This window comes from Vermiculatibacterium agrestimuris (assembly GCF_943193085.1).
Taxonomy (GTDB): Bacteria; Bacillota; Clostridia; order Oscillospirales; family Oscillospiraceae; genus Vermiculatibacterium; species Vermiculatibacterium agrestimuris.
This window is the reverse complement of record NZ_CALPCU010000001.1, coordinates 24663-49739: the sequence shown is the minus strand read 5'-3', so window position 1 is coordinate 49739 and position 25077 is coordinate 24663. Positions and strand designations below refer to the sequence as shown.

The 25077-nt window shown below is 60.9% G+C and carries 23 protein-coding genes and 1 pseudogene; 13 read left to right on the top strand and 11 right to left on the bottom strand.

Annotated elements, in window-relative coordinates; all coding sequences use genetic code 11:
• Positions 1-18: 18 nt before the first annotated feature.
• Entirely contained in the window at positions 19-1056 is a 1038-nt protein-coding gene (gene holA, locus NFR87_RS00255) for a DNA polymerase III subunit delta (RefSeq protein ID WP_251444815.1), read from the bottom strand.
• An 84-nt stretch (positions 1057-1140) separates the two neighbouring features.
• Positions 1141-2469 carry an MATE family efflux transporter gene (locus tag NFR87_RS00250; RefSeq protein WP_251444812.1) on the bottom strand — a complete coding sequence of 443 codons (1329 nt, stop codon included), beginning with the start codon at positions 2467-2469 and terminating at the stop codon, positions 1141-1143.
• A 181-nt stretch (positions 2470-2650) separates the two neighbouring features.
• On the opposite strand from NFR87_RS00250, the gene NFR87_RS00245 reads away from it, so the two are divergent.
• The gene (locus tag NFR87_RS00245; RefSeq protein WP_251444809.1) at positions 2651-3694 is read left to right on the top strand and encodes a DmpA family aminopeptidase; all 1044 of its coding nucleotides are present in this window, start codon (positions 2651-2653) and stop codon (positions 3692-3694) included.
• Between the two features lie 48 nt (positions 3695-3742).
• On the opposite strand, the pseudogene NFR87_RS00240 reads toward NFR87_RS00245, so the two are convergent.
• The 9 genes and pseudogenes from NFR87_RS00240 to NFR87_RS00200 form a co-directional block, all read right to left on the bottom strand.
• Positions 3743-5151, bottom strand: a pseudogene (locus tag NFR87_RS00240) (MATE family efflux transporter).
• Between the two features lie 219 nt (positions 5152-5370).
• Positions 5371-5529: a rubredoxin gene (rd, locus tag NFR87_RS00235; protein WP_251444806.1), complete on the bottom strand. Its 159-nt coding sequence runs from the start codon at positions 5527-5529 to the stop codon at positions 5371-5373.
• Positions 5530-5533: 4 nt separating this feature from the next.
• Positions 5534-6187, bottom strand: a complete 654-nt coding sequence (locus NFR87_RS00230; protein WP_251444803.1) for a stage II sporulation protein R — start codon at positions 6185-6187, stop codon at positions 5534-5536.
• 55 nt (positions 6188-6242) lie between these two features.
• Positions 6243-7109: a 4-(cytidine 5'-diphospho)-2-C-methyl-D-erythritol kinase gene (gene ispE / locus NFR87_RS00225; protein ID WP_251444800.1), complete on the bottom strand. Its 867-nt coding sequence runs from the start codon at positions 7107-7109 to the stop codon at positions 6243-6245.
• Between the two features lie 49 nt (positions 7110-7158).
• A complete protein-coding gene (locus tag NFR87_RS00220; RefSeq protein ID WP_251444797.1) occupies positions 7159-8442 on the bottom strand; it encodes a DUF1015 domain-containing protein in 1284 nt (427 codons plus the stop codon).
• Between the two features lie 36 nt (positions 8443-8478).
• Positions 8479-9081: a bifunctional phosphoserine phosphatase/homoserine phosphotransferase ThrH gene (gene thrH, locus NFR87_RS00215; RefSeq protein WP_251444793.1), complete on the bottom strand. Its 603-nt coding sequence runs from the start codon at positions 9079-9081 to the stop codon at positions 8479-8481.
• 31 nt (positions 9082-9112) lie between these two features.
• Positions 9113-10282, bottom strand: coding sequence for an aminotransferase class I/II-fold pyridoxal phosphate-dependent enzyme (locus NFR87_RS00210; RefSeq protein WP_251445140.1), 1170 nt, complete (start codon positions 10280-10282; stop codon positions 9113-9115).
• 2 nt (positions 10283-10284) lie between these two features.
• Complete coding sequence (locus NFR87_RS00205; protein ID WP_251444790.1) at positions 10285-10767, bottom strand: Lrp/AsnC family transcriptional regulator; 483 nt, start codon at positions 10765-10767, stop codon at positions 10285-10287.
• 74 nt (positions 10768-10841) lie between these two features.
• The gene (locus tag NFR87_RS00200) at positions 10842-11411 is read right to left on the bottom strand and encodes a uracil-DNA glycosylase (protein WP_251444788.1); all 570 of its coding nucleotides are present in this window, start codon (positions 11409-11411) and stop codon (positions 10842-10844) included.
• Between the two features lie 443 nt (positions 11412-11854).
• On the opposite strand from NFR87_RS00200, the gene aspS reads away from it, so the two are divergent.
• The 12 genes from aspS to NFR87_RS00140 all read left to right on the top strand — a co-directional run bounded on the left by aspS (position 11855) and on the right by NFR87_RS00140 (position 25072).
• Positions 11855-13177: an aspartate--tRNA(Asn) ligase gene (gene aspS, locus NFR87_RS00195; protein WP_251444785.1), complete on the top strand. Its 1323-nt coding sequence runs from the start codon at positions 11855-11857 to the stop codon at positions 13175-13177.
• A gap of 18 nt (positions 13178-13195) precedes the next feature.
• Positions 13196-13486 carry an Asp-tRNA(Asn)/Glu-tRNA(Gln) amidotransferase subunit GatC gene (gene gatC, locus NFR87_RS00190; RefSeq protein ID WP_251444782.1) on the top strand — a complete coding sequence of 97 codons (291 nt, stop codon included), beginning with the start codon at positions 13196-13198 and terminating at the stop codon, positions 13484-13486.
• The gene (gatA, locus tag NFR87_RS00185; protein ID WP_251444779.1) at positions 13483-14931 is read left to right on the top strand and encodes an Asp-tRNA(Asn)/Glu-tRNA(Gln) amidotransferase subunit GatA; all 1449 of its coding nucleotides are present in this window, start codon (positions 13483-13485) and stop codon (positions 14929-14931) included. The genes gatC and gatA overlap by 4 nt, the downstream gene beginning before the upstream one ends.
• Positions 14928-16364, top strand: a complete 1437-nt coding sequence (gatB, locus tag NFR87_RS00180) for an Asp-tRNA(Asn)/Glu-tRNA(Gln) amidotransferase subunit GatB (RefSeq protein WP_251444776.1) — start codon at positions 14928-14930, stop codon at positions 16362-16364. Before gatA ends, gatB begins: the two co-directional genes overlap by 4 nt.
• A 92-nt stretch (positions 16365-16456) precedes the next feature.
• A complete protein-coding gene (locus NFR87_RS00175) occupies positions 16457-17113 on the top strand; it encodes a class II aldolase/adducin family protein (RefSeq protein ID WP_251444773.1) in 657 nt (218 codons plus the stop codon).
• A gap of 1 nt (position 17114) precedes the next feature.
• On the top strand, positions 17115-17552 hold the full coding sequence (locus NFR87_RS00170; protein ID WP_251444771.1) for a cupin domain-containing protein: 438 nt from the start codon (positions 17115-17117) through the stop codon (positions 17550-17552).
• Positions 17553-17566: 14 nt separating this feature from the next.
• Positions 17567-18316 (top strand): SDR family oxidoreductase, encoded by a 750-nt coding sequence (locus tag NFR87_RS00165; RefSeq protein WP_251444768.1) that lies wholly within the window; start codon positions 17567-17569, stop codon positions 18314-18316.
• A 183-nt stretch (positions 18317-18499) separates the two neighbouring features.
• Entirely contained in the window at positions 18500-19687 is a 1188-nt protein-coding gene (locus NFR87_RS00160; protein WP_251444765.1) for a BMP family lipoprotein, read from the top strand.
• Between the two features lie 240 nt (positions 19688-19927).
• The gene (locus NFR87_RS00155; protein ID WP_251444761.1) at positions 19928-21463 is read left to right on the top strand and encodes an ABC transporter ATP-binding protein; all 1536 of its coding nucleotides are present in this window, start codon (positions 19928-19930) and stop codon (positions 21461-21463) included.
• Positions 21460-22599: an ABC transporter permease gene (locus tag NFR87_RS00150; RefSeq protein WP_251444758.1), complete on the top strand. Its 1140-nt coding sequence runs from the start codon at positions 21460-21462 to the stop codon at positions 22597-22599. The genes NFR87_RS00155 and NFR87_RS00150 overlap by 4 nt, the downstream gene beginning before the upstream one ends.
• Positions 22596-23564, top strand: coding sequence for an ABC transporter permease (locus tag NFR87_RS00145; protein ID WP_251444755.1), 969 nt, complete (start codon positions 22596-22598; stop codon positions 23562-23564). Before NFR87_RS00150 ends, NFR87_RS00145 begins: the two co-directional genes overlap by 4 nt.
• Before the next feature lie 68 nt (positions 23565-23632).
• The gene (locus NFR87_RS00140; protein WP_251444753.1) at positions 23633-25072 is read left to right on the top strand and encodes a stalk domain-containing protein; all 1440 of its coding nucleotides are present in this window, start codon (positions 23633-23635) and stop codon (positions 25070-25072) included.
• Positions 25073-25077: the final 5 nt, after the last annotated feature.

Below are 25077 nucleotides of genomic sequence, written 5' to 3'. Positions count from 1 at the left end.
TTTCTGAAAGACATGTTCTCAAGCCGATTTCTTCTCCGCCAGCTCCAAAAGCAGGCCGGTGAGCAGCTCCCCCGCGTCCGCTCCGGTGGATTTCATGGCAAGGTCAGTCTCCTCACAGCGGATGACCGCCCTGCGGCACCATGCCAGGGAGAACCGCCGGGCCGACTGAAGGAGCTTTTCCGCCGTAGAGGCCCAGCTGATGCCCCACAGCTCCATAAGCCACTTGGCCCCTTTCCCATTCTCAATGGCCAGTCGGGCGGTATAGAGCCGCCGCAGCTGCCAGCCCAGCATGGCCAGCAGCCCGATGGGAGTCTCCTGCATATGCAGCAGGTCGGACATGACGGAAAAGGCCTTATCGAAATTCCCCATGGAGATGGCGTCAGTGAGCTGGAACACCACCGCGTCCAGCTGGGGCGTGGCCACCGTGTCGATATCCTGGCGGGTAACGCGCTCGGCCTTGGCATAGGCCCCGATCTTGCCGATCTCGGTGATCAGCCCATTCATCAGATCGCCGCACAAAAACACCAGATAGCGGGCGTCCTCGGCGGAAATTTCATGGCCGAGCGCCTTGAACCGCCGCTGGATCCAGGTGATGAGCCCATCGGGGCCCTGCCGGGGAAAGTTGACCTCCCGTCCCGTCTCCTTGATGAGCTTTGCCAGCTTCACCCGGTTGTCCGGCTTATAGGGGATGACGTCATAGATAAAGATGAGGCACACGTAATCGGGCAGGTCGCTCAGCAGCTCCGTCAGCGCCTCCTTATCCCCCTTATAGATATCGTAGTCGTAAACCTCCACCAAGGTGCGTTCACTCATCATGGGCATGGCGTCCACCAGCTCCCGCAGCCGCTGAATGGTAAAATCTTTCGCCGGCAAAACATGATGGTTGAACTCGTCCAGGCCGCCGGTGAGGAGTTTTTCCCGCATTTCCTTCACACAGTGATCCCGCAGGTAGGTCTCCTCTCCATGAAAGATGTAGAGCCTTCCGATGCTTTCTGCGGCCAGCTCCCGCTTCAATTCCCGGTAGCTGTTATCCACATCATTTTTCTTGAATGCCACGGCGGTTCCCCCCTTTACACACAATGGAGATAGTATATCATATGCATCCGCGTTTTGCAAGCGAGCAAGTAAAATCTTTCATTTTTACAACAAATGCTTCTCTTCCCATGCCCCAGAGCGCCATCGCAGCAGGAACAAAACCGCCCGGATGCACTCATCGCAGGCCATGGCCGCCCACAGTCCCGGCAGGCCATAGCCAAGGTGCACCGCGAAGAGCCAGCCGCAGCCCACTCCCATAGCCCAGGCAAAGATGATGCAGATGGTGATGGGGTACCTGATATCCCCGCAGGCCTGCAAGACCCGGCACATGACCATATTCACCGCCCGTCCCGCCTCCAGGGGAATTTCGATCAGCATAATGACCGGCGCCAGGGCCAGGATGTCCGGGTCAGAGGTAAAGATAGAATAGACCGGCTTTGCCAGCAGAAACAGGAGCACGCTCACCGTCAGGGACACCGCCATGGAGCCCAGCAGGGCCCGCTTTACGCTTTTCCGGGTGCCGGGAAGATCCCCCGAACCCATGAGCCGCGCCACCACCACCTGCGCCGCCTGGGACAGCGCCGCACCGAAGAGATAGGTCACGTTGGCGAACATATTGGCATAGACCCTGGTGTTCACCACGAACTGGGCAAAGCGATTGCAGATGGTCTGGATGCAAATTTGTGACATGTTGTAGGAAAGAGACTCTCCCCCTGTGGGCACGCCGATGGCCAGCAGGCGCTTGAACTGTTCCCAGGGGAAGGGCCGCAGCTCCTGAAGGCAAATGGCCCGTCCGAACCGTTTGCGGAAGAGGACGGCGATGACCGCCACTCCGATGAGCCGGGACAAGTCGCTGGACACCGCCGCCCCCGCCACCCCCAGGGCCGGCACAGGCCCCAGGCCGTTGATCAGGATGGCGTTGCCGCCGATGTTGACGCAGTTCATCAGGACGGAGATGACCATGGTCTCCTTCATCATCTGACTGGAGCGGAAAAAGGCCACAAAGGTCAGGTAAGCGGATTGCAGCGCCATCCCGGCCCCGATGATGCGCATGTACTGGCAGGTCTTTTCAAAGATGTCGGCATGGACGCCCATAAGCCGGAAGATACCGGGACAGAACAGGATCAGTACGGCACTGACTATAACTCCAAAACCGATATTGGTCACCAGCGCCACCGTATAGGTTCGGTTGAGCTTGGCGGTGTCCTTTGCTCCTATGTATTGGGAAATGAGGATGGTCGACGCGGTACAGATGACGGAAAAGACCAGCAGCACCAGATTGGTCACTTGATTGGCGTTGCCGATGGCTCCCACCCCGCCGGGGTCGTGCCAACCCACCATGATCTGATCGGCGTTGCCCACCAGCATCTGTAAAAGCAGTTCTATAAAAATGGGCCAGCACAGCCCAAGGATATTGTTTTCCCGCTGTTTCATTTCGCCTCTGCCTCCTTCTGGAGCGTACTACGCAATTATACGGACTTCCCTCAAAAAGGCAATGGGCGTTCCCACCAGATTTTAGACCCTCCCCCGGCCCCCTTTCCAGCATTTTTCCCTTGCCCTTGACGGCGGTCGTTTTGGCGGGTACAATGGAGAAAAACCTTCCAGGAGGGATACTATGAAACAGTCTCGCGCCCGTAACTACGGCGTTGCAGTCGGTTCACTCCCCACCGGGGCCGGAAACCGGATCACCGACGTCCCCGGCGTCACCGTTGGGCACTGCACCGTGGACACCGAGGAGCATAAGACCGGCGTGACCGTCCTTCTTCCCTGCCCCCAAAACCCGTTCACTCACAAGCTCCCCGCCGCCGCTTTCGTCCTCAACGGTTTTGGCAAGAGCCTTGGCCTGGTTCAGGTGGAGGAGCTGGGCGTCATTGAGACCCCCATCGCCCTGACCAACACCCTCAACGTGGGTATCGTCCACGACGCCCTGGTGGAGTACATGATCCGCCGCTGTGAGGCAGATGGCGTCGACCTGCGCTCTGTAAACCCGGTGGTCTGCGAATGTAACGACGGCGGCCTGAACCACATCCAAAAGCGCGCCGTCACCCGGGAACATGTCTTTGCCGCTTTTGAGGCCGCCGGGGCCGACTTTGCCGAGGGGGACGTGGGCGCCGGCAAGGGCATGGTCTGCCACGGCCTTAAAGGCGGCGTCGGTTCCGCCTCCCGGCGCATGGAGGCGGACGGACAGACTTATACCATGGGCGCCCTGGTGCTGGCCAACCACGGCAGCATGGCCGACCTCACCATAAACGGCGGCCGCATCGGCCCCCGGTTGGATGCCGCCAAGGCCGCCAAGGAGAGCGATGTGGGCTCCTGCATCGTCCTTCTCGCCACCGACCTCCCCCTGGACAGCCGCCAGCTGGGTCGGGTGGCCAAGCGCGCCTCGGTGGGCCTTGCCCGGCTGGGCTCATACATCGGCCACGGCAGCGGCGAGGTGTTCCTGGCCTTTTCCACCGCCAACCCCTTTGACCCCGGCGACAAGTCCGCTCTCCGCCAGGTGACCGCCTTCCACGAGGAAAAAATGGATCTCCCCTTCCGCGCCGCCGCCGAGGCGGTGGAGGAGGCTGTTTTGAATTGCCTGTTCACCGCCCGCACCTGCACCGGTTGGGATAAAAAGACCGTCTACGCCCTCACCGATCTGTGGACGCCGGAGGCATAAACAGAACAAAAGGGGCCCGGCAGTGCCGGGCCCCTTTTTTCCACCTTTTTACGCCTTCTCCCCGGCCCTGTCTCTCAACGCCCGGCAGGTATAGACGATCGCCGTCAAACAGATGAAAAAGGTCAGCAGATCGGACACCGGCATGGAGTAGAGCACTCCGTCCAGTCCGAACCACCGGGGCAGCAGCAGGGCAAAGCCCACGCCGAAGACCACCTCCCGTACCAGAGAGATGACGGTAGAGGCAACAGCCTTTCCCAGGGCCTGCAGGTAGATAAATGTGCCCTTATTCACCGTGGCCAGCACTGTCATGCACAGATACACCCGGAAGCACTTGATGGCGTACTCGGTATAGTAGGCGCTCTCGTTGGCCGCCCCAAACAGCCCAATAAGCTGTCCCGGCAGCAGCTCCACAATGAGCAGGGCCACTCCGCCCACGATCGCCTCTGCCGTCAGCAGGCGGACAAACAGAGCCTTTGCCCGGTCTTTGCGCCCCGCGCCGATGTTATATCCCACCACCGGGATACAGCCTGCCGCCAGCCCCACAGCGATGGAGATGACGATTTGAAAGAACTTCATTACGATACCCAGCACCGCCATGGGGATCTGGGTAAACTGCGCCTGACCAAAGATGGGGTCTATCGCGCTGTATTTCAAGGTCATGTTCTGGATCGCTGCCATGGCCATGACCAGGGAGATCTGGGACAAAAAGCTGCATCCGCCCAGCGGCAGATATTTCCTCACCAGCGCCCCGTGAACTCGGAAGCTGCCCTTTTCCATCCACACGGCCTTCATGTGGCAGAGGTACCAAACCGCCAGCGCGGCGGTGAGTATTTGCCCCAGCACAGTGGCCACCGCCGCGCCCATCATCCCCCAACGGAAGACAAAGATGAAAATGGGGTCGAGGATGATATTGACCAGCGCCCCCGCCAGGGTAGAGGCCATCGCAAACCGGGGGCTTCCGTCAGAGCGGATGATGGGGTTCAGCGCCTGTCCGAACATGTAAAAGGGCACGCCCTGGGTGATCCAGAAGAAGTACTCTTTGGCATGGCAAAAGGTCTCATCATTGACCCGTCCGCCGAACATCGTCAGGATGCGCTCCTGAAACACAAGATAAATTGCTGTCAGGATCAGGCTGATGGCAATACACAGCAGCACGGCGCTGCCGATGCTCTTGTGGGCGTCCTCCCGGTTCCCCGCCCCCAGGCTGATGCTGACAAAAGCGCAGCAGCCATCGCCGATCATTACGGCCAGCGCCAGGGCCACCACCGTCAGCGGGAAAACCACCGTATTGGCCGCGTTGCCATAGGAGCCCAGATAGTCCGCGTTGGCGATAAACAGCTGATCCACGATGTTGTAAAGGGCCGCCACAGCAGAGAGATCACGCAGGGCACGGCATATTTGCCCATCAGCTTGCCGATGGGCTCTTTTTCCAAAAAAGCGTTTGATTTTTGATCCATGTCTCTTCCTCCTGAACATAAGAAAGTACCCGACATGAAGAGCTGGACTTATGCCTTCAGGCCGCGCGCCTTCTATCTTAATTTGGGTTTTCGGACAACAAAAAAGCAACGTGCAGCATTCAACCGGAATTACGCGTTGACGCTACACGTTGCAACATAAAATATAACAGATGGCAAGCACAAAAGTCAAGATTGGATTTTCACTCTATGGGCAAAATTTTATGCCTTCTCGAAAACGTCCTTGCCCATGCCGCAGATGGGACACACCCAATCTTCAGGCACATCTTCCCACGGTGTTCCGGGGGCCACGCCGTTGTCGGGATCGCCAACCTCCGGGTCGTATACATACCCACAGGGGCCGCAGACATACTTCTCCATGCTCTCACTCCTTTCCCAGTTTCTCGGTCAGCTCGTTCCAAAATTCCAGCGCCTTGAAGCGCACCTCATAGCCCTCCTCCCCGGTGATAAGCCCCACCTGGTTCCCGGTGAGGCCCGCCGCCTCGGCGGTCTGCTGGCTTACTGAGTCCATACACAGGGGCGGAAAGACCACGCACCACCAGTTGCGGCCCTTCCCCTCTCCCACCGTGATCCGCAGGGCGGTATAGCGGCCCGCCGGGAGGGAAAAGCCGGTATATTGCCGGGTGGGAAACCACACGTCCTCCTCCAGCGCCGCGGTCACCGGCCTTCCTTCGGCGGCCTCGGCTCCGGCCCGGGCCAGCTCCTCCAGGTGTTCGCCCAAAGCCGTTCTGGCCGCGCCCTGACCCTGAATATCCTCCAGCCAGGGCTCCGCCGCCTCCAGCACCGCATCCCGCACCCGCAGCTTCACCAGCTGCTCCTCCAGCGCGTCCGACGCGCCTACCACATGGAGGCGCACCACTTTTTCCGACAGCGCCCTCTGCTGCCCGGAGAGCCAAGTCCCACCCAGCGCCGCCACGCATATGCCCAGCATCAGCGCCAGCTCCCAGCGGTGAAGCTTATTTTTCCCCTTGGAACCCATTTCCCGGCGCAGGGCGCCTGTTTTTCCTTTCAATAACAAAATGGACACACCCTTCTGTAAAGCGTGTATCCATTTTTTCCATTTTTGACCCGTCTTAATCCACCCCTGTGCAGGAAATGAAGGTTTCAGGCCAAATTTTTTTCAGGGCTGCAAACGCCTCCACCGCCTTTTCCTCTGCGGAAAAAAGTCCATATACCATGGAGCCGGTCCCCGTCATACAGGCGCCCAAGGCGCCCCTGTCTACCAGCGTCCCCTTCACTTCCTCCACCACGTCCCGCTGCCGCTTGGGCAGCACTTCCTCAAAGACATTGTAGAGTCTTCGGGCCACGCCGGGCAAATCCCCCGCCTCCAGCGCCCCGATCATCCCCGGGGTATCGGGACGGCCGTGGAACCTCTGCCCGTCCAGCTTGGCAAAGAGCTCCGGAGTGGATACCGAGAAACCGGGCTTCACCAGCACCGCCCAGCACGCCGGCAGCGCCGGCAAGGGCGTCAATTTTTCTCCGATCCCTTCCGCCAGAGCCGTTCCGCCCATGACGCAGTAGGGCACATCCGCCCCCACGCTCCTGCCGATCTCGGCCAGCTCCTCCACGCGCAGGCCCAACCCCGCCAGACGGTTCAGGCCCCGAAGGACGGCGGCGGCGTCAGAGCTGCCTCCGGCGGTACCCGCACAGACCGGGATCCGCTTTCGAAGGTGGATGGTCAGCCTCCCCCAGTTTCCCCCGGTAGCCTGTCGAAGGCGCTGCGCCGCAATGGCCGCCAAATTTCTTCCATCCACTGGCAGAAAGCCCAGATCCGCAGAGATGACTGTGCCCTCCCCCGGTTCCAAGGTGAGGGTCACCTCATCGGCCAGGGAAACAGAGGTCATTACCATCCGCATCTCATGATAGCCGTCCTCCCGCTTCCCCAGCACATCCAAGGTCAGGTTCAGCTTCGCAGGAGCGGTCAATGTCAACGTCTCCACAGCAGTCCTCCAAATTCAGAACAAATGCCATCCATGAAGCATTGCCGTTTTACCGGATCTTACGAGCCTCCAGATAATACCGCTTGTCGTGAGCCTCCCCCATGGAGAAGGTCTTTCGGGGCAGGACGCCGCCATTCAGAATGGCCGGAAACAGCTCCACTTTGCTCAACGCCGGCAGGATGAAGCCAAGATTTCCCGGCTGGCGGGCCAGGTCGCAGGTCACACCCATGCCGTGGATGTAATCGATACTGCCTCCGTGCGCTTTGATGTATTCGTCCAGAAAGCTCTGAAGGGTGCCCACCGGCAGAGGTTGGACGGGATCGGGCACCGTGACGGCGCCCTCCCCGCCGGCGTAGATATAGCGCAGGATATGGCCGGGGCCCTCCCCGCCATAAGCACCCGAAAAAGATTCCAGCAGAGAGCTGAGCAAGTCTTTTCCCTTGACGTTAAAAAGCACCCTGTGTATGGCCTTGAACTCCAGGGAGGAATCATAAAGGTTTATCACTTCACACAAAGCATACCGGGCGGGCAGCTCCTTCCACCTCTCCTGGGGCACCAGCTTTTTCTGCCGCTCATAGCACTCCTTGGCCGTAGTGAGAGAGTGGTTCCCATCTCCAACGGCAAACTGGAAGGGTATCTCCGCGCTCTGGGGGCCATACCGCTTCTCCATCGCCTGGGGGGAATTGAGGGCCTGGAAAGCGGCGGCGACCTGGGTCATGGTCGCCTCATCCAAAAGCCAGCCGGAGAGATGGCCGCCGCCAGTCATCAGGTCAAAATCATAGAGAAGTTCCAACTCCCCCTTGCGCGCCGCTAGCGGCTCGATGACCGTCCGCTCCGGGTCGTCGCACAAAAGCATGGCATGGGGCAGTTCGATGGGGGCGTTCTTCCGCACCGCCACCCGGGGCGGGATGCGGCTCATAACAGTACCCTCCGTGGCCCGGACAGGCGTCTGGGCGTCCGGCTCGTAATCATACTGCTCCAGATCCAGCGCGCCCACCAACCCCCGGCGCAGCTTGCCGTCCCGGAGCGTGCGCTCCACATAGACGAGCGCCCCCGGCAGCTCACGGAAGCGCCCCTCCCGGAGGTAGCGGGTCATGGTATTGTTGATCTCCACGATGTCCGTCTCCACGTTGGGGCCGTCCAGGCAGCTCTCCGGTAAGATCAGCCGAAGGGCAGAGGGCGCTCCGCCCACGATCTGCTCCACCTCCGCCCAGTACTCCGGCTGGGAGACATATTGGTCACAGGCCACCACTGCCCACTTACTGTATTCACAGTCCCTGGGCAGCAGGATATCAGCCGGCCCGAAGGCCAGGCCCTGGAATCGTTCATCCATGGCAGATCCCCTCCTATGTAAATGGGCCTGAAGCTCTCAGGCAATGACCGCCTTGATGGCGGCGAGCAGGTCGTCAAAGGTCTCATAGGCCGGCAGCTCAGGATAGTCGGCCTTGATCTTGTCCGTACTCTTAAAGAGGAAACCCGCCTTACTGGCCTGGATCATACCCAGGTCGTTGTAGCTGTCCCCGGCGGCAATGGTCTCATAACCGCAGGACTGGAGCGCCTTCACCGTGGTGAGCTTGGACTTCTCACAGCGCATCTTGAAGCCGGTGATCTCCCCGTTGACCGCCACTTCCAGGGTATTGCAGAAGATGGTGGGCCAGCCCAGCTTCTCCATGAGGGGCTTGGCAAACTGCTCGAAGGTGTCGCTGAGGATGATGACCTGGGTAAGGCTGCGCAGCTCGTCCAGGAAGACCTTGGCCCCGGGCAGGGGATCGATCTTGGCGATGGTGGCCTGGATCTCTTTCAGCCCCAAACCGTGCTCCTTCAGGATGCCCAGCCGCCAGTTCATCAGCTTATTGTAGTCGGGCTCGTCCCGGGTGGTGCGCTTGAGCTCAGGGATCCCACTGGCTTCGGCAAACGCGATCCAGATTTCCGGAACCAGGACGCCCTCCATATCCAAACAGACGATATTCATACCCACTTCTCCTCTCTTCAGGCGTTTTCCATTATTTTTTCAGACCATCCAGGAAGTGCTCCAGCCGCTCCAAAGCCTCGGCCAGATCCTTCATGGAGGCGGCATAGCAGGCCCGAACAAAACCCTCTCCTCCTGGGCCGAAGGCAGAGCCGGGAATGACGGCCACATGCTCGGCCTCCAGGAACCGGTCGCAGAACTCCTCAGAGGTGAGGCCGGTGGAGCGGATGCAGGGGAAGGTGTAGAAGGCGCCCCGGGGCTCAAAGCACTCCAGGCCCAGGCGGCGGAAGCCGTCCACCAGGAAGCGGCGGCGGCCGTCGTACTCCTCCTTCATGGCCTCGATATCTCCATCGCCGTTGTTCAGCGCCTCAATGGCGGCATACTGGCTGGTGGTGGGGGCACACATGATGGCATACTGGTGGAGCTTGGTCATGGCGGCGATGAGGGGTTGGGGGCCGCAGACATATCCCAGCCGCCAGCCGGTCATGGAATAGGCCTTGGAAAAGCCGTTGACCACGATGGTGCGCTCGTACATATCCGGGATGTTGGCCATGGAGACATGGTGCTGGCCATAGGTAAGCTCACAGTAGATCTCGTCGGAGACCACCATGATGTCGGTGCCCCGAAGCACCTCGGCCAGGGCCTCCAGATCCGCCCGGCCCATAATGCCGCCGGTGGGATTATTGGGGAAGGGCAGCACCACCGCCTTCGTCCTGGGGGTGATGGCGGCCTTCAGCTCCTCTGCCGTCAGGCGGAACTCGTCCTCCGCGCGGGTCTCCACCGGGACGGGCACTGCGTGGAGCATGGACACCAAGGGGTTATAGCACACGAAGGAGGGCGAGGGGATGATGACCTCGTCCCCCGGCTCCAGTATGCAGCGGAAGGCCAAGTCCAGGCCCTCGCTGCCGCCCACCGTAACCAAAATCTGGCCGATGCCCTCATAACTTAGGTCAAAGCGGCGCTTGAGGTAACGGGAAATGGCTTTGCGCAGGTCGGAAAGACCGGCGTTGGGACTGTACTTGGTAAAGCCCTTCTCCAGAGAATAGATGCCCGCGTCCCGAATGTGCCAGGGGGTGATGAAGTCGGGCTCCCCGATCCCCAGGGAGATCCCCCCCTCCATGCCCTGGAGCAGGTCAAAATATTTACGGATGCCGGAAGGCTTGACCTTTTTGATCCTTCCGCACAAGATCTTCTCGTAGTCCATCATCACTCAAGCACAAACCTTTCCTGCTGTTCCTCCCGCTTCTCGAAGACCAGGTGGTTCTCCTTGTACTTGCGGAGGATAAAGTGGGTGGCGGTACTGGTGACCTCGTCGATGGTGGACAGCTTCTCCCCCACGAAGTGGGCCACCTCCTTCAAGGTGCGTCCGGAGATGATAACGGTGAAGTCAAAGGCGCCGGACATGAGATAGAGGCTCTCCACCTCGTCATACTGGTAGATGCGCTGGGCGATGCGGTCAAAGCCGTCCCCCCGCTGAGGGGTCACCTTCACTTCGATAAGGGCGGTGACCGCCTCCCGCTGGGTGCGGTCCCAGTCCACCACGGCCTGGTAGCCCAGGATAAGCCTCTCGTCCTCATATCCCTTGATGGCGGTCTTTACCGCCTCCACACTCATACCGGTCATGGCGGAGAGCTGATCGGGCGTCAGGGTGCAGTCGGCCTCCAAAAGCTGTAACAGTTTGGTATCCATTGTGATGTCCTCCTATTTCAATCGCTCATTTGGTTATTATACACGCTCCGCTCTGCCTTGACAAGGGTCGACGCTCAGTAGGTGCGCTGGCACACCTCACGGATCTTAGATTGGATGGTCTTCAGATCATCGAAGGTCTCGGGTCTCCTGCGCGGGTCGCGGAGAAGGGCCGCCGGGTGGAACAGGGCAATGCGCAAAATGCCGTCCCTTTCAAACCACTGGCCGTGCTCCCGGGTGATCTTAAAATCCTCTTTAATGTACTTCATGGCGGCGATGCGGCCCAGGCAGATGATGATCTTGGGGCGAATGAGGGCGATCTGCCGCTCCAGCCACTGCTCACAAGCCTCCTGTTCGATGTTCAGGGGATCCCGGTTCTGGGGCGGGCGGCACTTGACCATATTGCCGATATAGATGTTCTTTTCCCGGCTCAGGTCGATGATCTCCAGCATCTCGTCCAGCAGCTTGCCGCCCCGGCCCACGAAGGGACGGCCGGTCAAATCCTCCTGTTCCCCGGGGCCCTCGCCGATACACATGACCTCCGCCGTCTCCACTCCCTCGCCAAAGACCACATTGGTACGGGTGTCCGCCAGGGCGCAGCGGCGGCAGGACAGACATTCCGCACGCAAAGCTTCCCATTCGTTCATTGCCATCTCTCCCCTTTTGTGTTTTTCCCATTCTATCACAAGAGCGCACAAAAGCAAAGATGTGATTCTGTTCAAATTCACTATTGCAATTGAAAAAGACTGTGCGTATAATAACAGACAACAAAAGCGATGAAGGAGACCGCCCCTCGGGCGTGCCGACAGAAAATGCGGGTCACCGGCTGAGAGCCCGCCACGGCAAAGAGAGAAGGCGCAACGCTCCGGAGCTGACCGTTCGAAGGCCCCTTGGGCAAGTAGGGCGGTACGGCCTTTCCACGTTACGGGAAAACGAGTGGCCGCCTCAAAGGGGAGACGACAAGCCTGGGTGGTACCGCGGAATTTTCCGTCCCGAAGCTGTATTGATACAGCTTCGGGACTTTTTTCGTCTCAGGCGCCATTACACGGCCTCATTCAAGGGGGGATCGGGCCGGAAAAGGTGATGCCAAATGAAAACGATAGATGGAATTCTGACCCGGCGAACTGTGACGCTGAAGGCAGTGGTCTCCGGCACGTGGGAGGGCCGCACGGTGACGGTGGAGGGCATGATCCATGCCCTTCGCGACATGGGCGGCATGGTCTTCCTCACCCTCCGGGGGCCGGAGGGCGTGCTCCAGTGCGTCTTCGACCGGCCGGCTCTGCTGGAGGACGTCACCGAGGAGTGCGCCGTAGCGGTGACCGGCGTGCCCCACAGGGAGCCTAGGGCGCCTGGGGGCGTGGAGCTGGCCGGATTGGAGCTGGAGCTCCTCTCCCGGCCCGCCGGGCCACTGCCGGTGCCCATCTCCAAGCGGCGGCTCAACCTGAACCTGGACACGGAGCTGTCTCTGCGGCCGGTGGTGCTGCGCGCCCTTCGGGAGCGCTCCATCTTCCGCATCCAGGCCGGGCTGTGCCGGGCCTTTCGGGACACCCTCCACAGCCTGGACTTCACCGAAGTCCACACCCCCAAGATCGTCCACGCCGGAGCGGAGGGCGGCTCCAACATCTTCCGTCTGGACTACTTCGGCCGGAAAGCCTTTCTGGCCCAGTCCCCCCAGTTCTACAAGCAGATGATGGTGGGCGCCTATGAACGGGTCTTTGAGGTGGCCCCCGTATTCCGGGCAGAGAAACATTCCACCGCCCGGCACCTCAACGAATACACCTCCATGGATCTTGAGATGGGCTTCATCCGTTCCTTTGAGGAGATCATGGCGGTGGAGACCCGGTTCCTGCAAAACGCCATGGATCTTCTGCGGGAGGAATATGCCGCCGATGTGGAGCGGCTGGGGATCGAGCTGCCCGACGTATCCTCCATCCCCTGCCTGCGCTTCGACGAGGCCAAGACCCTGGCCGCGGAAAAGTACGGCCGGCCCATCCGGGATCCCTATGACCTGGAGCCGGAGGAGGAGCTGAATATCGGCCGGTATGTCAAGGAGGAGCTGGGCAGCGTCTTTGTGTTCGTCACCCACTACCCCTCCAAGAAGCGCCCCTTCTACGCCATGGACGATCCCGCCGACCCCAGATTCACCCTCTCCTTCGACCTGCTGTTCCGGGGCATGGAGGTGACCACCGGAGGCCAGCGTATCCACGAGTATCAGGCCCAGGTGGAGAAAATGCTTGCCCGGGGGATGCACCCGGAGGAGTTCGAGAGCTATCTGATGATCCACAAATCGGGTATGCCGCCCCACGGCGGACTGGGCATCGGCCTGGAACGGCTCACCGCCAGGCTGTGCGGGCTGGACAACGTCCGCCACGCCTGCCTGTTTCCCCGCGACCTGTCCCGTTTGGAACCCTGAGGTAAGGAGGAAAACAGAATGAAGATCACCGAAGAAATGGTTGCGTATATCTCCACCCTCTCCCGGCTCAAGCCGGACGAGGCGGAAACCGCCCGAATGACCGCCGAGCTGGAGAAGATCGTCTCCTATATGGATCTTTTGAGCGCCCTGGATGTTGACGACATTGAGCCCATGAGCCATGTGTTCCCGGTCAAGAACGTGATGCGCCCGGACACGGTAGAGCCCTCCTTCCCCCGGGAGGAGCTGTTGAAAAACGCCCCCGGCAGGGCCGACGAGGCATTTTTGGTGCCAAAGGCGGTGGAATCATGACGGAACTTTATAAGATGACCGCCCTGGAGCTGGGGGCGGCTTTGAAGAAGGGGGCGGTCTCCCCCGCCGAAGCCCTGACCGCCGCCAAGGAGCGCATCGCCGCCTGCCAGGGGGACAACAACGCCTTTATTACTGTCACCGAGCCCCAGCCCAACAGCGGGGACAGCCTTCTGGCCGGGGTGCCCATGGCCTACAAGGACAACATCTGCACCCGCGCTGTCAAGACCTCCTGCGCCTCCAAGATCCTGGGTGATTTTTCCCCCTGCTATGACGCCACGGTGGTGGAAAAGCTCCGCGAAGCCGGGGCCGTATCTGTGGGCAAGCTGAACATGGACGAGTTCGCCATGGGCTCCACCTCTGAGACCTCCTTCTACGGCCCGGTCAAGAATCCCTGGGACTTGACCCGGGCCCCCGGCGGCTCCTCCGGCGGCGCTGCCGCCGCCGTGGCGGCGGGAGAGGTCTGGTACGCCATCGGCAGCGACACCGGCGGCTCCATCCGCCAGCCCGCCGCCTACTGCGGCGTGACGGGCATGAAACCCACCTACGGCACCGTGAGCCGCTATGGCCTCATCGCCTATGCCTCCTCCCTGGATCAGATGGGCCCCATCGCCCGTTCCGCCGCCGACTGCGCCGCCGTGCTGGATGTGATACAGGGCAAAGATCCCCGAGACGGCACCAGCCTGGCGGGAGCCTACGGCGGGCTCCTATCCTCCCTCACCGGAGATGTGAGGGGGCTGAGGATCGGCCTCCCCGCCGACTGCTTTGGCGAGGGGCTGGACAGTGAGATCCGCAAGGCTGTGCTCTCCGTGGCCCAGGTGCTGAAGAGCCGTGGGGCCACAGTGGAGGAGTTTTCCCTCCCCGTCATGGAGTATGTGGTACCCACCTATTATATCATCGCCTGTGCCGAGGCCAGCTCCAACCTGTCCCGGTTCGACGGGGTGAAGTACGGCTGGCGGGCCGAGGATTACGAGGATCTGACCGACCTCTACAACAAGACCCGCACCGAGGGCTTTGGCAGCGAGGTCAAGCGGCGCATCCTGCTGGGCGCCTTCGTCCTCTCCACCGGCTACTATGACGCCTACTACAAAAAGGCGCTGCAGGTAAAGGCTCTCATCAAGCGGGCCTATGACGAGGCGTTCCGGAAGTACGATGTGCTCCTCACCCCCGTGGCCCCCACCACCGCTCCGCGCCTGGGAGAGAGCCTTTCCGACCCGCTCAAAATGTATCTCTCCGACATCTATACCGTCCCCCTCAATCTGGCAGGGCTTCCCGGTATCTCCATCCCCTGCGGCTTCGATTCCGCCGGCCTGCCCATCGGGGCCCAACTGGTGGGCCCGGCCCTGGGGGACGGGGTCATCCTCAACGCCGCCCACGCCTTCCAGCTGGAGACGGCGTACCATCAAGCCCATCCGGACACACAACGCGCAGGAGGTAGAGAAGTATGACCTGGGAAACTGTCATCGGCCTGGAGACCCATGTGGAGCTGTGCACCAAGACGAAGATCTTCTGCTCCTGCACCACCGCGTTCGGCGGTGAGGCCAACACCCACTGCTGCCCGGTGTGCACCGGCATGCCGGGCACCCTCCCCGTCCTCAACGAGAAGGTGCTGGAATTCGCCGTAAAGGCGGGGCTGGCACTGAACTGCGCCATCACCCCATACAGCAAGTTTGACCGGAAGAACTACTTCTACCCCGACCTGCCCAAGGCTTATCAAATTTCTCAGCTCTACCTGCCCATCGCCCGGGACGGCGAGGTGTCCTTCTCCCTGTCCGGGGGCGGACACAAGACCATCCGCATCCACGAGCTGCACATGGAGGAGGATGCGGGCAAGCTGATCCACGACCCCTGGCTGGATCAGACCAAATGCGACTACAACCGCTGCGGCGTACCCCTCATTGAGATCGTCACCGAGCCCGATTTCCGCTCCGCCGAGGAGGTCATCGCCTATCTGGAAAAGCTGCGCTCCACCCTCCAGTACCTGGGGGTGTCCGACTGCAAGATGCAGGAGGGTTCTCTGCGCTGCGACGTGAACCTCTCCGTCCGCCCCGCCGGCTCCCAGGCGCTGGGCATCCGCACCGAAATGAAGAACCTCAACTCCTTCAAGGCGATTACCAAAGCCATCGCCTACGAGGCCAGGCGGCAGATCGAGCTGATCGAGGAAGGCAAGCCCGTCGTACAGGAGACCCGGCGGTGGGACGATAACAAGGACGCCACCTTCGCCATGCGCTCCAAGGAGAACGCCCAGGATTACCGCTATTTCCCAGAGCCGGACATCCCGCCCATTGAGCTGTCCAGTACGTATCTGGCTGGGCTTTTCAAGCAGATGCCCGAGATGGCCGAGGCCAAGCAGGATCGCTATCAGGCCCAGTACGGCCTGCCCCTGTACGACGCCCAGATGATCACCGGCCAGAAGGCCCTGGCCGACTTCTTTGAGGAATGTGTCCGGTTGGGCACGGAGCCCAAACAGGCCGCCAACTGGATCATGGGTGAGGTGATGGGCGCGCTCTCCGAGGCGGGTCTGGAGGCCAGGGATATGAAGCTCTCCCCCGCCACCCTCGCCCGGCTCATCGCCCTGGTCAGAGAGGGCAAGCTGAACCGCAACACCGCTGTGAAGGTCTTTTTTGCCGTCTTTGCCGATGACGGCGACGTGGACGAATACGTGAAGGCTCACGGCCTGGAACAGGTCAACGATCCCCGCGCCCTGGCCGCCGCTGTGGAAAAGGTTTTCAAGGCCAATGCCCAGTCCATCGCCGACTTTCAGGCGGGCAAGGAAAAGGCTCTGGGCTTCCTGGTGGGCCAGGTCATGCGGGAGCTGAGGGGCAAGGCCGACCCCAAGGCCGTAAACGCCGCTGTGCTGGAAAAGCTGAAGTCTTTCTAAAAAGCAGGAGAGGAGGCCAATCGCCTCCTCTCTTGTTTTTCCGCCCAGACCATGGTAAACTTATCCTATTCTATATAAAGAAGGTGCACACTATGGACGATCAGCTGCGGCTGGAAATTTGCGAGGTCTGCCGTTTTCTCTATGACCGGGGGTACGTGGTCTCCAACGACGGCAACGTATCCGCACGCACGCCCCGGAACACCATTCTCATCACCCCCTCCGGCGTGGGCAAGGGACGGATGAAGCCCGACATGCTGGTGGAGACCGACCTGGAGGGACGCATCCTCTCCGGTGACCGGCATCCCTCCTCCGAGGGAAAAATGCACTGGATGGTCTACCGGGAGCGGCCGGACGTGATGGCCGTCGTCCACGCCCATCCCCCCATCTCCACCGCCTTCGCCGTCTGCCGCCGGCCGCTGAAGGAGCGCTATCTCAACGAGCTGATCGCCGGGCTGGGCGAGGTGCCCGTCACCGAATTCGCCATGCCCTCCACTGACGAGGTGCCGGATTCCGTGCGGCCCTATGTCCATGACCACAGCGCCGTCATGCTGGCCAACCACGGCGTTTTGGCCTGGGGCGCCACCCTCATCTCCGCCTTTGACCGGCTGGAGGTGGTGGAGCAGACTGCCAAGGTTTATTATTATGTAAACCAATTGGGCGGTGGCGTGGAGTTCAGCCCCGAGCAGGCCGCCCAGCTCAAATCCATGGCGGGCTTCTATCAGAAGCTGGCGCAGAAGCGGGAGGATTGATATGGAACATCAAACCGCCGAAGCGGTCATCGCCGCCCTGGGACTGGTGCCCCTGGAGGATGAAGGCGGCTGGCACCGCACCATGTGGCGCTCCGCCGACGATACCACCGTCAGCTACATCTACTATCTTTTGAAGCGGGGCGAGCGCTCCCGCTGGCACAAGCTCCACCGCTCCAACGAGGTGTGGACGTGGTGCGCCGGAGGCAGCCTGGAAATGACTCTGGGCGGCTCCGGGGCGCGGCCCACGGAGGAAAGGCGCATCCTGTTCGGGCCCCGGACGGGCACAGATGAAGGGTTTGTGGCCGTGGCTCCCGCCGGGACATGGCAGACCACTCATGTGGCAGACGGGGACTGGGCGCTTGTGACATGCGTGGTCTCTCCCGCCTTTCGCCCCGAGGACTGTTATCTGCCCCATCCACCCATTGAGGAAATGCTGTAAAGGAGAAATGCTTTATGAATTTTTCGCTGAACGGTAAGATCGCGGTGGTCACCGGGGTCAGCCGGGGACTGGGCCAGGCCATGGCCCTGGCTCTGGCCGAGGCCGGCGCCGACATTGTGGGCGTGGGCCTTCGCGGTATGGGAGATACCAAACTCCAGGTGGAGGCCATGGGCCGCCGGGCCTTTGAGATCGTCCACGACCTGGGCGACAGCGACGCCGCCCCCGCTTTGGCCGGGCAGTGTATTGCCGCCTTTGGCCGGGTGGATATTCTGGTGAACAACGCCGGTATCATCCGCCTCTCTCCCGCCGAGGAACATTCCGCCCAGGACTTCGACGCGGTGATGGCGGTGAATCTGCGCTCTCTCTTCCTTCTCACCCGGGACATCGCCAAACAGATGATACCGCTGGGAGGCGGAAAGATCGTCAACATCTGCTCCGTCCAGTCCTGCCGGGGCGGCTCCGGGGATGCGGCCTATGTGGCCAGCAAGCACGCCGTCCACGGCCTCACCCGGGCCTGGGCCAACGAGTGGGCCAAGTACCATATTAACGTAAACGCCATCGCCCCCGGCTATATGGTCACCGACAACACCGCCACCCTTCGCACAAAAAAGGACGCCGTGGCCGCCATCGACGCCCAGATCCCCATGGGCCGCTGGGGCGTACCGGAGGATCTGATGGGCCCGGTGGTGTTCCTCTCCTCCGCCGCCTCTGACTACGTCAATGGCCACATGCTGGTGGTGGACGGGGGCTATCTCAACTGCTGACCCCTTTTAAGCTCCTGTAACCGGTTTTTTGACAAGTTAGTGTAAAAAATATGAAAATCCCATCTCACTTTCTGATTAAATGCCACCTTGTTATTCTGCCGAAATTTGATATCATGTATATAGACGCGGTAATTCCCCGGTGTTCTCCGCGCGTTCCACCCAAATAAAAGGAGGAAAACAAGAATGAAAGTGAGCAAGAAGATCTCTGCACTGGCGCTGTCCCTTGCCTTGACCCTCTCCCTCGCCGCCTGTGGCGGTGGCTCCGCCACCACCCCCGCTCCCGCCGAGAGCAAGGCCGCCGAGCCCGCTCAGTCTCAGGCTGCCGAGCCCGCCGCCGAAGGTCTGAAGATCGCCATCTGCACCAGCCCCAACACTGTGGATGACGGCTCTTTTAACGAGGACAACTATGACGGTATCCTCTCCTTCATCGCCTCTCGTGGCAATATCGATACTGTGACCGCCAACCAGGAGCCCACCGGTGATCCCGCCGCCGCCGCTCAGCTGGCAGGCGACATCGTGGCCGACTATGACATCCTGGTATGCACCGGCTTCCAGTTCGCCGGCATCGGCACTCTGGCCGCCGACAACCCCGACAAGAAGTTCATCCTGGTGGACTCCTTCCCCACTGACAGCGAGGGCAACGAGGTCTCTCTGGACAATGTCTACGCCATGCAGTTCGCCGAGAACGAGTCCGGCTTCTTCGCCGGCATCGCCGCCGCTCTGGAGACCCAGACCGGCAAGGTGGCCGTGGTCAACGGCGTGGCCTATCCCTCCAACGTCAACTATCAGTTCGGCTTCATGTCCGGCGTGAACTACGCCAACAAGAACCTGGGCGCCAATGCCGAGTGCGTGGAGATCGCCTCCTATGCCGGTACTGACGTCACCGGCGCCAACGTGGGCGGCAACTATACCGGCAACTTCGGCGACGAGGCCACCGGCAAGGTGCTGGGCCAGGCTCTGATCCAGGAGGGCTGCGACATCATCTTCGTGGCCGCCGGCGCTTCCGGCAACGGCGTGTTTACCGCCGCCAAGGAGGCCGGCAACGTAAAGGTCATCGGCTGTGACGTGGATCAGTATGCCGACGGCGTCAACGGCTCCGACAACATCATCCTCACCTCCGTTCTGAAGAACATGGCCATCAACGTGGAGCGTCAGCTCAACGCCATCGTGGACGGCTCCTTCCAGGGCGGCAACTACACCCTCCAGGCCGACACCGACTCCACCGGCTTCGTCACCAACGCCGAGAGCCACCAGTGCTCCGATGCCACCATGAAGGCCATGAACGACGCCTATCCCCTGGTGAAGGACGGCACCATCGTCCCCGCCTCCAACTTCAACGGCAACACGCCCGCTGAGTTCCCCGGCCTGTAAGCCAAGCGCGCATTGACCTGTCACTGATGACGGGGCGCTCCGTTCGTATCTCAGAAACCACCTCAGTTTCTCAAATACCTGCGGAGCGTCCCGTCTCTCTTTTTTCATTTGACAGGACGGCACTTTCGGAAGCGCACCGCACGGCAGTGTCTTTCCGAAAGCGCCCGTCCCCATAAAACGGTACTCCCCCCTCGCGGCACACCCGCCGCAAGGGCCGAAACACAAAGGAGGATGACACACATGGCAACGGACGAGTATATCGTGGAAATGCGCCACATCACCAAGCGTTTTCCCGGTATTGTCGCCAATGACGACATCTCACTGAGCATCAAAAAGGGTGAGATCTTTGCCCTTTTGGGGGAAAACGGCGCGGGAAAGTCCACCCTCATGAGTATGCTCTTCGGTATGTATGAGCCTGATAAGGGCGAGATCTACATCCGGGGCAAAAAGGAGCGCATCTCCTCCCCCAACCACGCCACCCGGCTCAACATCGGCATGGTGCACCAGCACTTTAAGCTGGTGAGCAACTATACCATCGCAGAGAACATCATCCTGGGCATCGAGCCCAAGAAAATGGCCGGGCTCTTTCCGGTGGTGGACATCAAGGGCACCAATGAGAAGGTGGCCGCTCTGTCTAAGCAGTACGGTCTGGAGGTGGATCCCACCGCCAGGATCGAGAACGTAAACGTCTCCACCCAGCAGCGGGTAGAAATTTTGAAGATGCTCTACCGGGAGGCAGAGATCCTCATCTTCGATGAGCCCACCGCCGTCCTCACCCCTCAGGAGATCGAATTCCTGCTCCAGATCATCCGGGGCCTGCGGGATCAGGGCAAGACCATCATCCTCATCACCCACAAGCTGGAAGAAATCAAACAGGTGGCTGACCGCTGCGCCATCCTCAACCGAGGCAAGCTCATTGATGTGCTGGATGTGGCCGCCACCTCCACCCAGACCATGGCCAACCTGATGGTGGGCCGGGAGGTGGATTTCGCCGTCGCCAAAGCTCCCGCCCGGCTCGGCGGTGAGGTATTGAAGGTCGAACACCTGACGGTGACCAACGCCGATGGCTTCCCGGTTGTAAAGGATGTCTCCTTTACTATCCGTGCCGGCGAGATCTTCGCCATCGCCGGCGTCTCCGGCAACGGCCAGACTGAGATCGCCGACGCAGTGGCCGGGATGCTCCCCGCCGCCGAAGGCGTCATCACCTTGGACGGCGCCGACATCACCCACGCCTCTGTTCGGACGCGCACCGACCTGGGCCTGTCCTACATCCCGGAGGATCGCCAATCTGTGGGGCTGGTGCTGGATTTCCCCCTGTCGGACAATCTGGCCCTGAAGAGCTATTACAAATCCCCCTTCTGTGAAAAGGGCATTTTGAACCACGCCGCCTTTGAACGCTACGGTGAGGAGCTGGTGACGACCTATGACGTCCGCTCCGGCCAGGGAGTGCGCACCATCACCCGCTCTATGTCCGGCGGCAACCAGCAGAAGGCCATCATCGCCCGGGAAATCGCACTCTCCTCCAAGCTGATGATCTTCGTCCAGCCCACCCGGGGCCTGGACATCGGCGCCATCGAGAACATCCACCGCCAGATCATCGCCGAGCGCGACAAGGGCCGGGCCGTCCTGCTCATCTCCCTGGAGCTGGACGAGATCATGGGTCTGGCCGACACCATCGGCGTCATCTTCTCCGGGCAGATGCTCAAGATCGCCCCTGCCGACGCCATGACCACCAACGAGGTGGGCCAGTACATGATGGGGGTGAAGCAGGAATGAAGCAAAACTGGTTTTTGAGACTTATGGGTGACAGTAAGCGGCAAAAGATCACCATTCCCATTCTGGCCATTCTTTTGAGCCTGCTGGCGGGCGCGGTAGTCTATCTGTTGCTGGGCAAGAGCCCCATCACCGCCTATCTCAGCTATCTTCAGGGCTCCGGCCTGCTGCCCAAGGGCAACTATGCCGCAAAGAAGAGTATGCTCACCGACTTCATGAGCCTTCTTAACGCCTGGACGCCCATGCTCTTCGCCTCCCTCTCTGTGGCGGTGGCCATGCGCTCTGGCCTGTTCAACATCGGTGTATCCGGCCAGATGATGCTCGCCGGCCTCATCGCCACCGTCACCGTGGGCTACTCCTCTCTCCCAGCCCCCATCGCCAAGCCTCTGGTGGTCGTCATCGCCGCCCTTGTAGGGGCCCTTGTAGCTGCCCTCATCGGCTTCCTCAAATATAAGTGGAACATCAACGAGGTGGTCTCGGCCATCATGCTCAACTATATCGTGCGCTACTCGGTGAGCTTCTGCATCAAGCGGTTCATGGCCGATCCGGTCTCCCGGCAGTCCAAGGCGGTCTCGGCCGCCTCCCGCCTGTCCCTCATGGACACCGAGCTGGGCGGGCTGAAAATGGATATCCCCCTGGGCATTCTCCTGGCGCTCATCACGGTATTTTTGGTCAAGTTTCTCTTTGACAAAATGCGCCTAGGCTTTGAGTTCCGCACCATCGGCGCCAACCCCAGAGCCGCCATGTACGCCGGCATCAATGTGGGGCGGAACCTGGTGGTGACCATGGCCCTCTCGGGCGCCCTGGCCGGATTGGCGGGCGCCACCTATTTCCTGGGCTATTACGGCTCCATCCAGCCCGACACCCTCATCTCCACCGGCTTTGACGCCATCGCCGTGTCCATTCTGGGCAACTCCAGCCCCATCGGCATCCTCCTGTCCTCTTTCCTCATCACTGTCATCGATAAGGGAAGCACCTACATGAGCTCCACCGTGGGGGTGCGGCAAGAGATCGGCTCTCTCATCACCGGCCTCATCCTCCTCTTTGCCGCCTGTGGAGCCTTCTTCAGCTATCTCATCGAGCGCGGCCGCCAAAAGGCCGCCGATGCCTGTAATACCGGAAAGGAGGAGCGGGTATGAACCTCATCAACACCCTTATTATCGACGGACTCTCCTTCGCCCTCCCCCTCTTCATCATGGCCATCGGCGGCATCTACTCCGAGCGCAGCGGCGTGACCAACCTGGCCATTGAGGGTCTTCAGGGCTTTGGCGCTTTTGTGGGCGCCCTGTGCGCCACCCTCATCTCCGGCTTCTTTGCCGCGGGCAGTCAGGCGCCCATGCTGCTGGCCATGGTCTTTGCCATGCTGGGCGGCATGATCTACGCCATGCTCCACGCTGTCCTATGCGTCAATTTCAAGGCCAATCAGGTCATCTCCGGCGTGGTCATCAATATTCTGGCCACCGCTCTGACCACCTTCCTCACCAGCCAGATCAACACCTCCGTGTTCGGCGCCCCCTCTAATAAGTTCGTTCTGACCACCTCCCTGCGTTTCTCGGTGCCGGGCCTGTCCTCCATCCCAGTGCTGGGTGCCCTCTTCACCAGCCTCTACCCCTTCGAGCTCATCATTATCCTGGTGGCGCTGGCGGCCTGGTACTTCCTTTACAAGACCCCCTTCGGCATGCACCTGCGGGCCTGCGGCGACAATCCCCACGCCGTGGACGCCGCCGGTGTAGAGGTCGGCCGGGTGCGCTTTGCCGCCGTTATGGTCTCCGGTGCCCTCTCCGGTCTGGGCGGCATCTGCTTCGCCTACTCCATCTCCGCCCAGTTCTCCCCCGCCATCTATATGGGCTACGGCTACCTGTCCATCGCCGCGCTCATCTTCGGCAACTGGCAGATCATGCCCACCCTCTGGGCCTGTCTCATCTTCGGCTTCGCCCGCTCCGCCGGCTTCGCCCTGACCCAGGCGCTGGGCCTTGCCGCCGCCTTCCAGGATCTCTTCATGACCCTGCCCTACATCATCACCCTCCTGCTCCTGATCTTTTTCTCCAAGTCCAACCGGGCGCCCAGGGCCTTGGGTGAGATCTACGACAAGGGCAAGCGGTGACCTTCCCCCCGTTCGTTTTTCACCTTCGGGTGACGGCGATAAAACCAAATTGCAAAGGAGAAAACAGAATGAACAAGAAGCGTATCCTCTCTGTGTCCCTGGCTCTGGCCCTCACCGCCGCCCTGGCGCTGCCCGCCATGGCCGACAACCTGGTTCGCAAGACCATCGACGTGGATGCCGGCATCGGTGTTTTCGTGGACGGCCAGCAGATCACCCCCACCAACGCCGGCGGAGCTCCCGTCGATGTGTTTGCCTCCGACGGCACCACCTACCTGCCCGTCCGGGCCATGTCCAACGCCCTGGGCGCTCAGGTGAGCTACGATGCCGAGAGCTTCCGGGTCAATGTCTCCACCCTCCCTGTGGACGACAAGGCCGCCGAGTACCTCAAGGCGTATTTCAACATTGAGCCTCTGACCGGCGCCGTCTCCGTGGACGCTTTTAACGCCGCCCTCACCGCCATCTTCGGCGAGGAGGCCGTAAAGGCCGACGCCGCCACTGTGGCCGCCGCCGTGAAGGCCGCCGTCATCAACTGCGGCCTGGCCGAGCTGGCTCCTGTCTATGCCGACAAGGCCGCAGCTCCTGCGATCAGCGGCCTGGCTGAGGAGCTCCTCCCTTATGTGGCCGTGGCCATCAACACCGGTATTGTCTCCAACACCTGGAATTTCACCGCCGTCCTGGACGGCGACACCGCCACCCAGCTGCTCATGAACGCCGTAAATGTCTCCGGCAAGGGCCGCAACTACCTGGGCAAGGTCAGTGATCCCGACATCGCCCGAAAGCTCCAGTCCGCCTGGACCACCTTCGGCAACTTTGACGACGCCGTCCTCTCCCAGCTGGGCGCCGACCTGGTCATCGCTGAGGCTTCCACCGGCTACAACCTGAAGTTCGACGGCTATAACGCCAACTTCCTTCCCGCGTACACCATCCAGTATGGCCACAGCGATATCACCCACGCCATCCAGCTCATGGGCCTGCTCCAGAGCGAGGGCATCGACGCCAAAGTGGCTCTGGAACCCAAGACCTCCATCTACGAGTACATGGTGGACTGGGGCGATCCCACCAAGGCAGAGGCCACCCCCACCTATGAGCTCAAGCCCATCGAGGGCACCGACCGCTGGCTGTGCTACGCCACCGAGTACGATATGATGCTGGAGTTCGACACCGTGGAGGACAAGAACGCCCTGGACAGCCTCATTGAGACCTACTCCAAGAAGTACTCCGCCAACCAGAACGAGGACGGCAGCTTCAAGACCCCGCTGATCGCCGGCGCCTGGTGGAACCCCCTGTACAGCTCCTATGTGCCCATGGCTGACGCCGACGCCTTCACCCTCATCAAGGACAACGTGATCCGCAACGGCGCTTACACCATCCATCCCTTCAGCATGGTGGATGACACCGCCGCCATCGCCAAGGTGGTCGCCGAGAAGGCCCCCGACCTGTCTGTGGAGCTGGTGGATCTCTACGTCAACAACGCTTTCTACCGCTATCTCAACGGCGAGGGCGAATAAGTCCG

What these genes read in the sequence shown, in the direction of transcription:
- NFR87_RS00250 (WP_251444812.1), bottom strand. Translation starts at nt 2,469, where the DNA reads ATGAAACAGCGGGAAAACAATATCCTTGGGCTGTGCTGGCCCATTTTT.
- NFR87_RS00245 (WP_251444809.1), top strand. Translation starts at nt 2,651, where the DNA reads ATGAAACAGTCTCGCGCCCGTAACTACGGCGTTGCAGTCGGTTCACTC.
- rd (WP_251444806.1), bottom strand. Translation starts at nt 5,529, where the DNA reads ATGGAGAAGTATGTCTGCGGCCCCTGTGGGTATGTATACGACCCGGAG.
- NFR87_RS00220 (WP_251444797.1), bottom strand. Translation starts at nt 8,442, where the DNA reads ATGGATGAACGATTCCAGGGCCTGGCCTTCGGGCCGGCTGATATCCTG.
- thrH (WP_251444793.1), bottom strand. Translation starts at nt 9,081, where the DNA reads ATGAATATCGTCTGTTTGGATATGGAGGGCGTCCTGGTTCCGGAAATC.
- NFR87_RS00210 (WP_251445140.1), bottom strand. Translation starts at nt 10,282, where the DNA reads ATGGACTACGAGAAGATCTTGTGCGGAAGGATCAAAAAGGTCAAGCCT.
- NFR87_RS00205 (WP_251444790.1), bottom strand. Translation starts at nt 10,767, where the DNA reads ATGGATACCAAACTGTTACAGCTTTTGGAGGCCGACTGCACCCTGACG.
- NFR87_RS00200 (WP_251444788.1), bottom strand. Translation starts at nt 11,411, where the DNA reads ATGAACGAATGGGAAGCTTTGCGTGCGGAATGTCTGTCCTGCCGCCGC.
- aspS (WP_251444785.1), top strand. Translation starts at nt 11,855, where the DNA reads ATGAAAACGATAGATGGAATTCTGACCCGGCGAACTGTGACGCTGAAG.
- gatC (WP_251444782.1), top strand. Translation starts at nt 13,196, where the DNA reads ATGAAGATCACCGAAGAAATGGTTGCGTATATCTCCACCCTCTCCCGG.
- gatA (WP_251444779.1), top strand. Translation starts at nt 13,483, where the DNA reads ATGACGGAACTTTATAAGATGACCGCCCTGGAGCTGGGGGCGGCTTTG.
- gatB (WP_251444776.1), top strand. Translation starts at nt 14,928, where the DNA reads ATGACCTGGGAAACTGTCATCGGCCTGGAGACCCATGTGGAGCTGTGC.
- NFR87_RS00175 (WP_251444773.1), top strand. Translation starts at nt 16,457, where the DNA reads ATGGACGATCAGCTGCGGCTGGAAATTTGCGAGGTCTGCCGTTTTCTC.
- NFR87_RS00170 (WP_251444771.1), top strand. Translation starts at nt 17,115, where the DNA reads ATGGAACATCAAACCGCCGAAGCGGTCATCGCCGCCCTGGGACTGGTG.
- NFR87_RS00165 (WP_251444768.1), top strand. Translation starts at nt 17,567, where the DNA reads ATGAATTTTTCGCTGAACGGTAAGATCGCGGTGGTCACCGGGGTCAGC.
- NFR87_RS00160 (WP_251444765.1), top strand. Translation starts at nt 18,500, where the DNA reads ATGAAAGTGAGCAAGAAGATCTCTGCACTGGCGCTGTCCCTTGCCTTG.
- NFR87_RS00155 (WP_251444761.1), top strand. Translation starts at nt 19,928, where the DNA reads ATGGCAACGGACGAGTATATCGTGGAAATGCGCCACATCACCAAGCGT.
- NFR87_RS00150 (WP_251444758.1), top strand. Translation starts at nt 21,460, where the DNA reads ATGAAGCAAAACTGGTTTTTGAGACTTATGGGTGACAGTAAGCGGCAA.
- NFR87_RS00145 (WP_251444755.1), top strand. Translation starts at nt 22,596, where the DNA reads ATGAACCTCATCAACACCCTTATTATCGACGGACTCTCCTTCGCCCTC.
- NFR87_RS00140 (WP_251444753.1), top strand. Translation starts at nt 23,633, where the DNA reads ATGAACAAGAAGCGTATCCTCTCTGTGTCCCTGGCTCTGGCCCTCACC.